At 52.5% G+C, this 14,584-nt stretch carries 16 protein-coding genes and 2 tRNA genes; 14 read left to right on the top strand and 4 right to left on the bottom strand.

What is annotated here, in order from left to right:
* Positions 1–59 precede the first annotated feature (59 nt).
* Positions 60–1,733 carry a cellulose biosynthesis regulator YedQ gene (gene dgcQ / locus ACMYSN_RS23945; RefSeq protein WP_462496412.1) on the top strand — a complete coding sequence of 558 codons (1,674 nt, stop codon included), beginning with the start codon at positions 60–62 and terminating at the stop codon, positions 1,731–1,733.
* A 318-nt stretch (positions 1,734–2,051) separates the two neighbouring features.
* On the opposite strand, the gene yodD is transcribed toward dgcQ, so the two are convergent.
* Positions 2,052–2,273: a YodD family peroxide/acid resistance protein gene (gene yodD / locus ACMYSN_RS23950; protein ID WP_462498331.1), complete on the bottom strand. Its 222-nt coding sequence runs from the start codon at positions 2,271–2,273 to the stop codon at positions 2,052–2,054.
* Positions 2,274–2,456: 183 nt separating this feature from the next.
* Between yodD and dsrB the strand changes: the two genes are divergently transcribed.
* Positions 2,457–2,645, top strand: coding sequence for a protein DsrB (gene dsrB / locus ACMYSN_RS23955; protein ID WP_123754951.1), 189 nt, complete (start codon positions 2,457–2,459; stop codon positions 2,643–2,645).
* A 55-nt stretch (positions 2,646–2,700) separates the two neighbouring features.
* Here the strand turns inward: dsrB and rcsA are convergent, their stop codons facing one another.
* On the bottom strand, positions 2,701–3,339 hold the full coding sequence (gene rcsA, locus ACMYSN_RS23960; RefSeq protein ID WP_462496413.1) for a helix-turn-helix transcriptional regulator: 639 nt from the start codon (positions 3,337–3,339) through the stop codon (positions 2,701–2,703).
* A gap of 404 nt (positions 3,340–3,743) precedes the next feature.
* Here rcsA and yedD point away from each other — a divergent pair, with 404 nt between their 5' ends.
* Positions 3,744–4,181, top strand: coding sequence for a lipoprotein (gene yedD, locus ACMYSN_RS23965; protein ID WP_462498332.1), 438 nt, complete (start codon positions 3,744–3,746; stop codon positions 4,179–4,181).
* Between the two features lie 46 nt (positions 4,182–4,227).
* Here the strand turns inward: yedD and amyA are convergent, their stop codons facing one another.
* The gene (amyA, locus tag ACMYSN_RS23970; protein WP_462496414.1) at positions 4,228–5,715 is read right to left on the bottom strand and encodes an alpha-amylase; all 1,488 of its coding nucleotides are present in this window, start codon (positions 5,713–5,715) and stop codon (positions 4,228–4,230) included.
* Between the two features lie 198 nt (positions 5,716–5,913).
* On the opposite strand from amyA, the gene tcyJ reads away from it, so the two are divergent.
* The 6 genes from tcyJ (at position 5,914) to sdiA (ending at position 10,385) form a co-directional block, all read left to right on the top strand.
* Positions 5,914–6,714 (top strand): cystine ABC transporter substrate-binding protein, encoded by an 801-nt coding sequence (tcyJ, locus tag ACMYSN_RS23975; protein ID WP_462496415.1) that lies wholly within the window; start codon positions 5,914–5,916, stop codon positions 6,712–6,714.
* Positions 6,715–6,808: 94 nt separating this feature from the next.
* Complete coding sequence (dcyD, locus tag ACMYSN_RS23980; RefSeq protein ID WP_462496416.1) at positions 6,809–7,795, top strand: D-cysteine desulfhydrase family protein; 987 nt, start codon at positions 6,809–6,811, stop codon at positions 7,793–7,795.
* Positions 7,796–7,810: 15 nt separating this feature from the next.
* Positions 7,811–8,479, top strand: coding sequence for a cystine ABC transporter permease (gene tcyL, locus ACMYSN_RS23985; RefSeq protein ID WP_123754945.1), 669 nt, complete (start codon positions 7,811–7,813; stop codon positions 8,477–8,479).
* Positions 8,476–9,228, top strand: a complete 753-nt coding sequence (gene tcyN, locus ACMYSN_RS23990; protein WP_462496417.1) for an L-cystine ABC transporter ATP-binding protein YecC — start codon at positions 8,476–8,478, stop codon at positions 9,226–9,228. The genes tcyL and tcyN overlap by 4 nt, the downstream gene beginning before the upstream one ends.
* A gap of 39 nt (positions 9,229–9,267) precedes the next feature.
* The gene (locus ACMYSN_RS23995) at positions 9,268–9,552 is read left to right on the top strand and encodes a hypothetical protein (protein WP_462496418.1); all 285 of its coding nucleotides are present in this window, start codon (positions 9,268–9,270) and stop codon (positions 9,550–9,552) included.
* A 110-nt stretch (positions 9,553–9,662) separates the two neighbouring features.
* Entirely contained in the window at positions 9,663–10,385 is a 723-nt protein-coding gene (gene sdiA, locus ACMYSN_RS24000) for a transcriptional regulator SdiA (protein ID WP_462498333.1), read from the top strand.
* A 69-nt stretch (positions 10,386–10,454) separates the two neighbouring features.
* Here the strand turns inward: sdiA and ACMYSN_RS24005 are convergent, their stop codons facing one another.
* Positions 10,455–10,679 carry a DUF2594 family protein gene (locus ACMYSN_RS24005; protein ID WP_004864152.1) on the bottom strand — a complete coding sequence of 75 codons (225 nt, stop codon included), beginning with the start codon at positions 10,677–10,679 and terminating at the stop codon, positions 10,455–10,457.
* Positions 10,680–11,143: 464 nt separating this feature from the next.
* On the opposite strand from ACMYSN_RS24005, the gene uvrY reads away from it, so the two are divergent.
* From uvrY to ACMYSN_RS24030, 5 genes are all read left to right on the top strand, one after another.
* Positions 11,144–11,800, top strand: coding sequence for a UvrY/SirA/GacA family response regulator transcription factor (uvrY, locus tag ACMYSN_RS24010; protein ID WP_123754942.1), 657 nt, complete (start codon positions 11,144–11,146; stop codon positions 11,798–11,800).
* A complete protein-coding gene (uvrC, locus tag ACMYSN_RS24015) occupies positions 11,797–13,629 on the top strand; it encodes an excinuclease ABC subunit UvrC (RefSeq protein WP_462496419.1) in 1,833 nt (610 codons plus the stop codon). The genes uvrY and uvrC overlap by 4 nt, the downstream gene beginning before the upstream one ends.
* Before the next feature lie 57 nt (positions 13,630–13,686).
* Positions 13,687–14,235 carry a CDP-diacylglycerol--glycerol-3-phosphate 3-phosphatidyltransferase gene (gene pgsA / locus ACMYSN_RS24020; protein ID WP_462496420.1) on the top strand — a complete coding sequence of 183 codons (549 nt, stop codon included), beginning with the start codon at positions 13,687–13,689 and terminating at the stop codon, positions 14,233–14,235.
* 151 nt (positions 14,236–14,386) lie between these two features.
* Positions 14,387–14,462: transfer RNA gene (locus tag ACMYSN_RS24025), tRNA-Gly, on the top strand.
* A 39-nt stretch (positions 14,463–14,501) separates the two neighbouring features.
* Positions 14,502–14,575: transfer RNA gene (locus ACMYSN_RS24030), tRNA-Cys, on the top strand.
* Positions 14,576–14,584: the final 9 nt, after the last annotated feature.

A 14,584-nucleotide genomic window follows, 5' to 3' on the forward strand; every position in this document is an offset into this window, starting at 1 on the left:
AAGCGACCGACAAGGAGCGTTGATGACGTTGCTGTCCCTGATTGTACTGCGAGAGAACGATGGATAAACCGCTGTGGGTAAGCAAACTTCTCCGCGTTTCGAATCCGGGACATGTGGTCAACTATTGTTTTGTCATCGTGTTGTTCTTCTCTACGCTGTTGATCTGGCGCGAAGTGATGGTTCTGGAAGGGGCCTACGTCACTAATCAGCGCAACAACCTCGAAAACGTCAGCCACGAAATGGACAGCCTGCTGCAGTTCAATATCGATCGGATCGTTTTCTTTCGCAACGGCATGCAATCAGCACTGGAAACGCCGTTAGATTTCGAAATTTTGCGCAATGCTGAGCAAGAGTATATGACCAAACGGCATCTGCCTATCTGGTCTGTGGCGTTACATAACCGCCGTACATTGCCAATCTATGGTGTTTCTGACGCCTTTGTCGAAAGTGAACGTACCTTATCCCGCAACGATACTCAGACCGGCAATGAGATGATGGCCGTGCTGGAATTGGGGTATCTCCTGCGGCTGGCCAACACCAACCGCGGCTTTAAAGATCGCATGCTCTACATCTCACGCAGCGGCTTTTTCACCACCACCGAAACCCCTAAAAGCCTGGCGCTGGCTCAGGAGTGGTACAGCAAGGCCATCGTCGCTCCGTGGTTCACCCGGCAATCGCTGCGCAATAACCCAGGCCGCGGTGTCGTCTGGCAAACCGTGCTGGATGAAGATACGCAAACCGACGATCCGGTGGTGACCGCCTCGATTCCTCTTGATTTCGAGCACGACTGGCTCGGCGTGCTGTCGATGGATTTTTCCGTACGCGAAATGAAAGCGTTCCTCGTCAGAGCAATCAAAGGCGGGCAGGAAGGGGAGTATCAGCTGTATGACGGCAAGATGAAGCTGATTGTCTCCTCGGACGAAGGAAATGTGCTGGCGCAGCTCTCACCGCGTGAGCAGGCGATGCTGAGCTACGCTTTTTTGCATGATAACCGGGGCGGTATCCGGTTATTAACGCGCTATATCAGTTGGCAAAAACTCAACAATTTTGATGGCGTGCTGCTGCGTATTCACACTCTGCAGGAAGGGGTACGCGGCGATTTCGGCACCATTACCATCGCGCTGACCCTGATGTGGCTGCTTTTCACGTTGATGCTTATTATCTCCTGGCTGGTGATCCTGCGGATGGTACGCAATATGAGCGTACTGCAGAAGTCACTGGAGTGGCAGGCCTGGCATGACGCGTTAACCCGGCTGTTAAACCGTGGCGCCTTGTTCGACCGGGCCATCGCCGCGGCGAAAACGTGCGAGCAGTCGAAACTGGCAGTCTCGGTCATCCAACTCGATCTCGATTTCTTCAAGAAGGTGAACGATCTCCACGGGCATCAGGCCGGTGACCGCGTCCTGTCGCTGGTGGCCAGTACCATTGCGGGCAACATCCGTGAAGGTGACCTGGCCGGACGCGTCGGTGGCGAAGAGTTTTGTATCGTGATGCCGGGGACCACGTCACAGGTCGCAAGGGCCGTCGCTGAACGCATTCGTCTGCGCATATACAGCCGCGAAATTCTTCTGTGCAACGATACCAGCCTGAGGATCAGCGCCTCACTGGGCGTCAGTAGCAGCGACGAAACGGGGGTGTACAATTTTGAAACCCTGCAGTCAGTGGCTGACAACCGGTTGTATCTGGCAAAGCAAAATGGACGCAATCAGGTCTGTTTTGCCGATACGCTCTGAAAATGCGCATTGCGTAGTGCCGGGTTTGGGGGCGTGGCTGAATTGAAATAAGGATTTTCTTAAAAAAATTTCGCAGGGAAAAGGTGGGTCAGAAAAGACGATGCCGCCAAAGCCTTATGCCATCAGCCCTTGCGTAAAAAGATGGCAAGGTGATGTCAGTGCTCAATAATTTTCCTCATGAATAGGGCTTGTCATGCAAAATAATTGAGGATAATGTTTCCCACGCAACGGATATCCCGGTGTAACGAATTTCAAGTGCTTCTTGCATTAGCAAGTTTCATCCCGACTCCTGCGAGTCGGGATTTTTTTCACCTGTGCCTAGCGGTTGACTTCAGTGACGCTAAAGTCATGAACATCGAGCTCAAATGCTTCCGCTAACTCACGCCAGGTGTGATCGCTGCGACCATTAATGCTGACATGATAGGGGTCGTCCCGCGTGCGCTGTACTTCACTCTCGCTGATCTCATTAATCGCCGCCAGCAGGGCATCAACATTTACCCCACTACTCCCTGCATACTCATCATCTTTGGCGGTTTTCATCATGGTTACCTCGCATGGCTGTGATCTTGCCTCTTTAAGTATAGGCATAAAATCCTGCTGTGCAGCGAGAGGCGCGAAAGCCCGTGACAACGGAGAAGCCGATAAAAACGCCAGTCACCGTGTGAGGCGCTGCGTAGTGGGCCATTTTGTTCTACACTGGCTCAAAAATAGAGGAGATATGCTATGCAGGTGAACGATCGTGTCACGGTGAAGACCGACGGTGGCCCACGTCGATCGGGCGTTGTTCTGGCAATAGAGTCGTTTAATGAAGGGACCATGTATCTGGTATCGCTGGAAGACTATCCGCTAGGGATTTGGTTTTTCAACGAGATAGGGCATGCAGACGGCATCTTTGTTGAGATGGATGACTAGCCCGCGAAACCAAAAACTGGCGGTGACTACCGCCAGCTATTCCAGTGTTATTCCACTATCCTGACCGATCTCCACGAGAGGGGGTATACAGTCCCGTGGTAATGTTTTCTGCCAACCGGACGATGTGATAAATCACCTGTTTATTATGCGTCTGGATTTTCCTCTTAATATTTCCCTTATGTGAGGAGACCGTCTTGGCCTTAATGTTCATCTGCGTCGATATTTGCTCTGTGCCATAACCGGCCATCCACATTTGCAGCATATTCGATTCAGTAGGGCTTAACGATAGTGTGGGTATATTTATCCGCGCGGCGTTGTAATTATCGTATTTCAAACGATTACCCAGAATTTCATCAAGGTCTTTTGGCGTGATTGATTTGGAGCATACCAGTAAATTTTTGCGCACCAGCAGATAGCGATCAAAGTGAATATTTGCCAGTGACATGAAGATAACAAATAGCGTCCCGGGGTGCTCGGTAATGACCTGACGGATAAGCTGGTTGCTCTCCGCTTTATGGATAAAGCAATCCTCATTGAGGAATGCCACCGCTGGTGAGGTTTGATCACAGAGTTTTGCCAGTCCAGTTACGCTATGTTCTTCAGCTATATCGCGTCGTTTTATGCCCCTGCTTGTCAGATACCCGAATAATCCCAGCCGGGTAAAGCTACACAAATCCATGATAATCGTTGACATGACCCATCCTCATTCAACACGTAACGATAATTTATCCCTCGCCGACAAGCGCGATGAAATCCATTTACCTGGTAATAAATCCGGTTCAGCGTTGGAACCATCAGATAGTCTAAACTATTTCTCAATATCACTCATAATTTGCCTGGAATATTCTCAAAGTAAAGTCAGCCTGCGGTTATGTGAGGGAATTAACGGCAATACTCTCAATTCCAGGTATATCTGTCATACGCCAAATGTTGTATTTTGAGAATTTCCTTATGTTAGTTGCGCAAATAATGATCGTCATATTGCCGCTATTTCGGCTATATGATGCTCTCCACCTGGCCGCTATCGACCTGCCACAGGGGTGGCGGGCTTAACGCTTTAATGCCACAATACTTTTTTATCGGTTTTTGGGATGAATGATGAAAAAGTTAGTGATTGCTGGTGCGCTGTTGACTCTGGCGGGATGTGTCCAGGTTGATAATTACAACGACGTGGTCAAAGCGCCAGCGCCTGCCGGGTTGGAAGGGTACTGGCAATCAAAAGGCCCACAAAGTGAAATGATGAGCCCGGATGCCATCGCCAGCCTGATTGTGACCAAAAATGGCGATACCCTCGATTGCCGTCAATGGCAGCGTGTGATTGCGACGCCGGGTAAATTGATGCAGCGTGATGCCCAAACCTACAACGTCACCTCCGGGCTGGATATCTACCCGATCGAACGGTCGGGGAATACGCTGCAATACGACCGCATGACCCTGGTTCGCGTCGATCGTTTAACGACTGAGTGTGAGCAGGCGTGGAAAAAAGCCACGGCGGCACACACTGCGGCGCAAACAGCGACCCCGGGTGGGCACTAAAAAACCGGCGGGCTGGTACGGTCTTCAGCCCGCACGTTATTCACGTCTATAACACCTCTTCCATCACCCAGACGCTGACGCTGCCGCCGTTGCAGATAAACGTGCCGCAGCCGTTTTCGTCGGTTTCAACCACCTCCTGGCGGTTACCGAGGAAATCTTTCCAGCGCTTGTTGCCATAATTTTCGCCCAGCTCCAGCGACTTTTCACCGTCATCGCCGTTCGATAGCACCACCACGCAACCCGGATCGTCTTCGGTACCGCTGCGGCTAAATGCAATGCAGTTCGGATGATCGAACCACAGGGTCTGGACCCCGTGGGCAAAGCGTTGACGGGCATCAATCAGCTCGTGCAGCTGTTCGATAACCGGCATCTCGATGCGATATGTTTGCCCGTCTCCGCCGGTATCTTCATAGATGGCGCCGAACAGGTCGGCGTAAAACACCGAGGGCACGCCGTTCTCACGCAGCAGGATCAACGCATAGGCCAGCGGCTTAAACCACGGCTCTACCGGTGCCTCCAGCGCCTGCAGCGGCTGGGTATCATGATTGGTCACCAGAGTGATGGCATGAAACGGGTCGGCTTCGACCAGCGTGCCGCTGAAAATCTGGCTCATATCGTAGTCGCGCCCCTGGCGGGAGGCTTCGTGAAACTTCATCTGTAGCGGGGCATCAAACAGCATTGTCTTGCCGTCCACCATCGCGATGTACTGCTGGAGCTTATCGACTTCGTGCGACCAGTATTCGGCGACGATAAACAGCGGGGTGGTGGCGACTTCCTGGATGTGTTCGATCCACGCTTTGTAAAACCACGCGGGAATGTGCTTCACCGCATCGAGACGAAAACCATCGCAGCCGGTTTCTGCCATCACCCAGCGGGCCCAGTATTTCAGTTCTTCGGCAACCGCGTGGTTACGAAAGTCGATATTCTCGCCCATCAGGTAATCAAAATTACCCATTTCGTCATCGACCTGGTCGCTCCAGCCTTCGGCGGTATAGTCGTTGACGATTTTAAAAACGCCGTCCTCATCGGGATTTTCAATGTGATCGACACCGCTAAAACAGGTGTAATCCCAGATGAACTGCGAATACTTCCCGCCCCGGACAGGGAAGGTGTAGCGCGTCCAGGCCTCGCATTCGATAACGTCATCAGCAATCTGGGTACGATCCTGTTCGTCCACGCGCTGTACCCTGATCTGCTGTTTCTCATCCGCCCCCATTTTGTGGTTGAGCACCACATCAAGCAGTACGGCGATATCATGCTGTCGCAGCGCCGCGATGGCGGCCAGCAGCTGCGCTTTATCGCCATATTTGGTCGCCACGGATCCTTTTTGGTCGAACTCACCCAGATCGAACAGATCGTAACTGTCATAGCCGACGGAGTAGCCACCGGAGGCGCCTTTATAGGCCGGCGGTAACCAAATCATGTTAATGCCAATCTCGTTGAGGTTCGGTGCCAGGGCTTCGACCTCGCGCCACAGCTCACCGCCGGTGGGGTAATACCAGTGAAAGCACTGCAATAACGTGGGGTTTTTCATCTTCCGTGCTCCAGACGTCATCAAGCTGACCTTTGCAGTATGAGATATCTCCAGCAAATCCGATGAATTTTCGCGAGTTTTCGCTATGTCCTAAATGGCAACGTTTATAATAATTCGGAATAAGATGTAGCGTATAGGTGTTGGTGCGTGCTGCTAAACGCCTTACACTACAGGAAAATATCACTGTTAGGGGTATCTATGAAATTAGCACTTCTGGGTCGTCAGGCGCTGATGGGCGCCATGGCCGTAGTCTTGATGGCAGGCGTCAGCAGCAAAACTTTCGCGGCAGAAAATCTGCTGGGTCAGATTAAAGAGCGCGGTACGCTGCGTGTTGGCCTGGAAGGGACCTATCCGCCGTTCAGCTATCAGGGCGACGACGGTAAACTGACCGGGTTCGAAGTTGAATTTGCCAGTGAGCTGGCAAAACATCTCGGCGTGAAGGCTGACCTGAAACCGACCAAATGGGACGGTATGCTGGCCTCCCTCGATTCTAAACGTATCGATGTGGTCATCAACCAGGTGACGATTTCCGACCAGCGTAAGAAAAAGTATGATTTCTCTACCCCGTATACCGTCTCCGGTATTCAGGCGCTGGTGAAAAAAGGCAACGAAGGTATTATCAAGACTGCGGCTGACCTGAAAGGTAAAAAAGTTGGCGTTGGTCTGGGCACTAACTATGAAGAGTGGCTGCGTCAGAACGTGCAGGGCGTAGATATTCGTACTTATGATGATGACCCGACGAAATACCAGGATCTGCGCGTAGGACGTATCGATGCGATTCTGGTTGACCGTCTGGCGGCGCTGGATCTGGTGAAGAAAACCGGCAACACCCTCGCGGTCACCGGCGAAGCGTTCTCCCGTCAGGAATCTGGCGTGGCGCTGCGTAAAGGCAATGAAGACCTGCTGAAAGCGGTTGATGGCGCAATTGCAGAGATGCAGAAAGATGGCAGCCTGAAAGCGCTGTCGGAAAAATGGTTTGGCGCTGACGTGACACAATAACGGTTGGCGGTGAAAAAAGGCGCTTCTGATAGCGCCTTTTTTTATTTCGTCCGCCAGTACGTGCATAATAAAGATATCTGAGTCTGGAGGTACCATGTCACTGCAAAATTTAACGCGCTTCCCGCGCCTGGAACTGATCGGCGCACCGACGCCACTGGAATATCTGCCGCGCTTATCAGACCATCTGGGGCGCGAAATTTTTATCAAACGTGACGACGTAACCCCGCTCGCCATGGGGGGTAATAAACTGCGTAAGCTGGAGTTTCTGGCGGCAGATGCGCTGCGTGAAGGCGCCGATACGCTAATCACCGCCGGTGCGATTCAGTCGAATCACGTTCGTCAAACCGCCGCGGTGGCAGCAAAACTGGGTCTGCACTGTGTGGCGTTGCTGGAAAACCCAATTGGCACCCGTGCGGAGAACTATCTGACCAACGGCAACCGTCTGCTGCTGGATCTGTTTAACACCCAGGTCGAGATGTGCGATGCGCTAACCGATCCGAATGCGCAACTGGAAGAGTTAGCGACCCGCATCGAAGCACAGGGCTATCGCCCGTATGTGATCCCGGTGGGGGGCTCTAATGCGCTTGGGGCGTTGGGGTATGTGGAAAGCGCGCTGGAAATTGCTCAGCAGTGCGAAGGGGCCGTCGAGATCTCATCCGTGGTCGTTGCCTCCGGCAGTGCGGGGACTCATGCTGGTCTTGCGGTAGGCCTCGAACAACTGATGCCCGACGCCGAGCTGATTGGGGTGACGGTGTCCCGCAAGGTCGCGGACCAGTTGCCGAAAGTGGTCGCGCTGCAGCAGGCGGTGGCTAACAGCCTTGAGCTGCAGGCCAAAGCGAACATTCAGCTGTGGGACGACTATTTCGCCCCCGGTTACGGCACGCCGAATGACGAAGGTATGGAAGCCGTGCGGCTGCTGGCGCAGCTGGAAGGTATTCTGTTGGATCCTGTTTATACCGGTAAAGCGATGGCAGGCCTGATTGATGGGGTTAATCAGAAACGCTTTAAGGATGAAGGACCTATCTTATTTATTCACACTGGCGGAGCGCCGGCGTTGTTCGCCTATCATCCCCATATCTAAAGCAGAACATACAGAATGCAAGAGAGTATCCAACTGGTTATCGATTCCGCGCCGTTTCTGTTAAAGGGCGCGGTATTTACTTTACAGCTCAGTATCGGCGGTATGATTTTTGGCCTGATACTCGGCTTTATCCTCGCGTTAATGCGCATGTCGACGCTGTGGCCGGTGAAATGGCTGGCGAGGATGTATATCTCTATTTTTCGCGGCACCCCGCTGATCGCGCAGCTGTTTATGATCTACTACGGTCTGCCGCAGTTTGGTATTGAGCTGGATCCGATCCCGGCCGCGATGATTGGCCTGTCGTTGAATACTGCGGCCTACGCGGCAGAAACGCTGCGTGCGGCGATCGCCTCTATTGACAAAGGGCAGTGGGAAGCCGCGGCCAGTATCGGTATGACCCCGTGGCAAACGCTGCGTCGGGCCATTTTGCCGCAGGCCGCGCGGGTGGCGCTGCCGCCGCTCTCCAACAGTTTTATCAGCCTGGTGAAGGATACTTCGCTGGCGGCGACAATTCAGGTACCTGAGCTGTTCCGTCAGGCGCAGCTGATTACCTCGCGTACGCTGGAAGTGTTCACCATGTATCTTGCCGCATCGCTGATTTACTGGGTGATGGCAACGGTATTGTCTTCGCTGCAAAACTACTTTGAAAACCAGCTCAACCGCCAGGAGCGTGATCCAAAATGAGTGCCATTGACGTCAAAAACCTGGTGAAAAAATTCCATGGCCAGACGGTGCTGCACGGTATTGACCTCAATGTGCAGGAAGGGGAAGTGGTGGCCATTATTGGCCCCAGCGGTTCCGGTAAAACGACGCTGCTGCGCAGTATTAACCTGCTGGAGCAGCCGGAAAGTGGAACCATTCGCGTGGGGGATGTCACCATTGATACCGCGCGCAGCCTCAACCAGCAGAAAGGGCTGATTCGCAGCTTACGTCAGCATGTCGGTTTTGTGTTCCAGAACTTCAATCTGTTTCCACACCGCACGGTGCTGGAAAACATCATCGAAGGGCCGGTTATCGTCAAAGGTGAGGATAAAAACGAATCAATTGAACGTGCACGGGACCTGCTGGCCAAAGTCGGGCTGACGGGGAAAGAAAACAGCTACCCGCGTCGTCTCTCCGGCGGACAGCAGCAGCGCGTAGCGATTGCCCGTGCGCTGGCGATGCGCCCGGACGTGATCCTCTTCGATGAACCGACCTCCGCGCTGGATCCGGAGCTGGTGGGCGAGGTGTTGAACACTATCCGCCAGCTGGCACAGGAGAAGCGCACGATGGTCATCGTGACCCATGAAATGAGCTTCGCCCGTGACGTGGCCGACCGCGCCATCTTTATGGACCAGGGGCGTATCATTGAGCAGGGCCCGGCAAAAGCGCTGTTTGCCAATCCTCAGCAGCCGCGTACCCGTCAGTTCCTTGAAAAATTCCTGATGCAGTAATCATCACCAGCCTGGAATCAGTCCTGACCGGCGGCGGCAATGCCGCTGGCCATCTCTGTATCCGACTATCTTTTGCCCGCACCTGCCTGGCTAACCCCAGGGCATCCAGCAAATCAATTAAGCACCGCTTACCAATTGGCGATTTTACCTCCGCACTGGCGAACCGATCCGCAAGACGTCCGCACCGAATTCGGCCAGCGAGGCTGCGGCAACATCGGTGACGGCGAGGCAGGAGGGCTGCGTGCAGGCGTCGGGAATATATCGTCGATTGTGAAGGTGGAGGCGACATACTCTTCTCCTGTAACTGCTGGATTATCTCGCTAACGATCTAATAAGTGCGATGTATACGATATTTTATACATAGAAATAAGATTTATGTGTTAGTTTTCTGTATTTCTAATAATGATTATTACTTAGGGGTTATTTGCTCGGTTATGAGGGACAATGATTTTTTCAGCTGGCGGCGGGAAATGCTGCAACAATTCCAGTCATTCTCGTGTGGAGAAGAGGTTTATAATCTCCTGCAGCAACAAACTGAAGGCCTGGAATATGACTATTTTGCGCTATGCGTACGTCATCCCGTGCCTTTTACACGGCCGAGAATTACGCTGCAATCAACTTACCCGCAGGCGTGGATGTCGTACTACCAGGCTGAGAATTTCTTCGCGATTGACCCGGTTCTGCGCGCTGAGAATTTCCTGCGCGGTCACCTGCCGTGGAATGACAGCCTCTTTCGGGATACACCGGAGTTGTGGAATGGCGCGCGCGATCACGGTTTGTTGAAAGGGGTCACGCAGTGTCTGACCTTGCCGAATCACGCCCAGGGATTCCTGTCTGTTTCAGGCCAGCAGCGCGGTGCAGGACCGTATCATGACGATGAACAAGAGATGCGCCTGAGGATGCTGATTGAACTCAGTCTGCTGACGCTATTACGTCTGGAAGATGCGATGGTGATGCCGCCGGAAATGAAGTTTAGTCGGCGTGAACTGGAAATATTGAAATGGACCGCGGAAGGGAAAACATCCGCAGAAGTGGCGATTATTCTCTCGATTTCGGAAAACACCGTTAATTTTCATCAAAAGAATATGCAGCGCAAATTCAACGCACCAAATAAAACACAAATCGCCTGCTATGCGGTGGCGACAGGTTTAATTTGAGCCCGTAGGATGTTCTGCGTGTCAGACGTAGGGGACCGGCTGTCAGTGAGACTCACAGCCGGTTTATTTTTACTGGCGGTAAGCTTGTTTAATTTGCTTAACGGTGCTGGAGAATACGGCAGCCTGAGCCTCGTCTTCCATCTGCGTGATCTGTTTTTCCATTTTAATAATCACACGACCAGCATCGGCCTGGCCCATTGCCTGGAGCATCAGCGTCAGCAGCGTTTTCAGGCAGGTCACTTCCTGTGCCAGTTCTTGATTATTTTCTGCAGTGGAAAAATCTGGAGTGCTCATCGATATCCTCGTTTGCTATCGGCGCTTTTGCGCAATACTAACTGTTAAGGCGGCGCAGTATACCACAAGCGGCGGAAAAAAAAGGAGTGAGTAATATCTGTTCTCTCATCAGAGCTGTTAGCTCATTTAATTGACTGAATAATACGTGTTCTTTCGCAAAAAAAGCCTTAATTACTACGTAAGGCATTTTCACCGTTAATTATTGTTACATATTTTACATCCTATTTTTCGGATGCCTCAGGCGTGAGCTGGTCGCCGTTTTTGTAGGGCAAATGTTAAAAATGAAGCGTAATGCAACTTACTGTTATGTATAAGTTTCCAGTCGCTGTGCAAACAAATTGACAGACCGGGTTAAGAAACTTTCTGTCGGGCATTCTTTTGGCTTTTAAAGTGACGATAAAACCCGGTAATATGTACGCGATAAGTTTTCTGTCGCGTTGTCCCTAATTCTGGAGATTATTCCTTTGATCAACGTCCTTCTTGTTGATGACCACGAGCTAGTGCGCGCAGGGATACGACGCATTCTGGAAGATATAAAAGGGATTAAGGTTGTCGGTGAAGCGAGTTGCGGCGAGGATGCCGTAAAATGGTGCCGCGCCAACTCCGTTGATGTTGTCCTGATGGACATGAACATGCCGGGGATCGGTGGTCTCGAAGCCACGCGTAAAATTGCGCGCTCCATCGTGGATACCAAAGTCATTATGCTCACCGTGCATACTGAAAATCCGCTGCCAGCGAAAGTGATGCAAGCTGGTGCTGCAGGCTATCTCAGCAAAGGTGCTGCGCCACAGGAAGTGGTGAATGCCATTCGTTGTGTCGCCTCCGGTCAGCGCTATATCGCTTCTGATATTGCACAGCAAATGGCACTTAGTCAGATTGAGCCGGAAAAAACGGAATCACCGTTTGCCAGTTTGTCTGAACGTGAATTGCAGATTATGCTGATGATCACTAAAGGTCAGAAGGTGAATGAGATTTCAGAGCAGTTAAATCTGAGTCCTAAAACCGTCAACAGCTACCGCTATCGGATGTTCAGTAAATTAAACATCCATGGCGACGTCGAGCTGACCCACCTGGCAATTCGCCATGGCCTGTGCAATGCGGAGTCGTTAGCAAGTCAGTGAATGATGTTTTTGACGCAAAAGCTTTCCTGAAGACGGTCACCAGCCAGCCGGGTGTCTACCGCATGTATGATGCTGGCGGCACCGTCATTTATGTTGGCAAAGCAAAAGATCTGAAAAAACGGCTGAGCAGCTATTTTCGGAGCAACCTGGCTTCGCGTAAAACCGAGGCATTGGTCGCGCTGATCGCGCAAATCGACGTCACCGTCACCCATACGGAAACGGAAGCCCTGCTGCTAGAGCACAACTACATCAAGCTCTATCAGCCGCGCTATAACGTGCTGCTGCGTGATGATAAATCCTATCCTTTTATATTCCTCAGTGGCGATACCCATCCCCGTCTGGCGATGCACCGTGGCGCGAAACATGCCCGGGGTGAATATTTTGGTCCTTTCCCAAATGGCTATGCGGTGCGTGAAACCCTTGCACTGCTGCAAAAAATATTCCCTGTCCGCCAGTGTGAGAACAGCGTGTACCGCAACCGGTCGCGTCCCTGTCTGCAGTATCAGATTGGCCGCTGCCTCGGTCCCTGTGTCTCAGGGCTGGTCAGTGAAGAGGAGTACGCCCAGCAGGTTGACTATGTGCGGCTGTTCCTCGCGGGTAAAGACGATCAGGTGCTGACGCAACTGATTGCCCGGATGGAAAAAGCCAGCCAGTCGCTGGCCTTTGAAGAAGCCGCGCGCATTCGCGATCAGATTCAGGCCGTGCGACGGGTCACCGAGAAACAGTTTGTCTCTAACACCGGTGACGACCTCGACGTTATCGGCGTCGCCTTTGAAGCCGGCATGGCCTGTGTTCACGTGCTGTTTATTCGCCAGGGTAAAGTGCTGGGCAGCCGGAGCTATTTTCCTAAGGTGCCCGGCGGGACCGAGCTTGGTGAAGTCGTGGAAACGTTTGTCGGGCAGTTCTATCTGCAAGGCAGCCAGATGCGGACCTTGCCAGGGGAGATTCTGCTCGACTTTGCGCTGGGTGATAAAACGCTGCTGGCAGATTCTCTCTCCGAGCTGGCAGGGCGTCGGGTCAACGTTCAGACCAAACCGCGCGGCGATCGTGCCCGCTATCTGAAGCTGGCACGCACTAACGCCGCCACGGCGCTGACCACCAAACTGTCACAACAGTCGACGATTCATCAACGCCTGCAGGCGCTAGCCAGCGTGCTCAAGCTTCCGGCGGTGAAGCGCATGGAATGTTTTGATATCAGCCATACCATGGGAGAGCAGACGGTGGCCTCTTGCGTGGTGTTCGATAGCAACGGGCCGCTGCGTGCGGAGTATCGACGCTATAATATCACCGGGATCACCCCGGGCGATGATTATGCGGCGATGAACCAGGTACTCCGCCGGCGCTATGGCAAAGCGATAGAAGAGGGCAAGATTCCGGATGTTATCCTGATCGATGGCGGTAAAGGTCAGCTTGGACAGGCGAAGAGCGTGTTTGCTGAACTGGAGGTACCGTGGGACAAGCATCATCCTCTATTATTAGGTGTGGCAAAAGGTAGCGATCGTAAAGCCGGGCTGGAAACGCTATTCTTCGAACCTGAGGGAGAGGGCTTTAACCTGCCGCCTGATTCACCGGCGTTGCACGTCATTCAACATATTCGCGATGAATCGCACGACCACGCCATTGCCGGACACCGTAAAAAACGGGCAAAAGTGAAAAGCACCAGTTCGCTGGAGACGATCGAAGGCGTGGGGCCAAAACGCCGCCAGATGCTCCTGAAGTACATGGGGGGTCTGCAGGGGTTGCAGCAAGCAAGCGTTGAGGAAATTGCTAAAGTACCGGGTATATCTCACGGTCTGGCAGAAAAGATCTTCTACTCGTTGAAACATTAGGGGCTCTGTAGCAACATAGGGCTAATTTTTACTTCTAACAAATAGTTACCCGTTACTATGCAATTTAATATCCCTACATTGCTGACTCTGTTTCGCGTCGTCCTGATTCCGTTCTTCGTGCTGGCGTTTTATCTCCCCTTTGCCTGGGCGCCGTTTGCCTGCGCACTGATCTTTTTCGTGGCGGCGGTGACCGACTGGTTTGACGGTTACCTGGCGCGTCGTTGGAATCAGAGTACGCGTTTCGGCGCTTTCCTCGATCCGGTTGCCGACAAAGTGATGGTGGCGATTGCGATGGTGCTGGTGGTTGAGCATTACCACACCTGGTGGGTGACCTTGCCGGCGGCCACGATGATCGCGCGGGAAATTATTATTTCTGCACTGCGTGAGTGGATGGCGGAACTGGGCAAACGCAGCAGCGTGGCCGTTTCCTGGATCGGCAAAGTGAAAACCACCGCGCAGATGACGGCATTGGTGTGGATGCTGTGGCGGCCAAATATGTGGGTAGAGTGGGCCGGTATTGGGCTGTTTCTGGTGGCGGCGGTGCTGACGCTGTGGTCTATGCTGCAGTATTTAAACGCTGCGCGCGGAGATTTGCTTGATCAGTGATCGTTTCGGCGTAATTTTCAGCAAACGACACAATGATTTAAAAAATATCGTTGACTCATTTCGCCAGGTAAGTAGAATGCATCGCATCGAACGGCAGCACAGCTTGCCAGACGATAACAAAATCAAGTGATTAGCAAATTAGCTTGATATTGCGGGAATAGCTCAGTTGGTAGAGCACGACCTTGCCAAGGTCGGGGTCGCGAGTTCGAGTCTCGTTTCCCGCTCCAGGTTTAAAACATCGGCAATTGCGGGTGTTCAGATTTAAAGGCGCGTTAGCAAAGCGGTTATGTAGCGGATTGCAAATCCGTCTAGTCCGGTTCGACTCCGGAACGCGCCTCCAATTTACATC

The organism is Klebsiella sp. R445 (genome assembly GCF_051131755.1).
GTDB lineage: Bacteria > Pseudomonadota > Gammaproteobacteria > Enterobacterales > Enterobacteriaceae > Klebsiella > Klebsiella lignicola.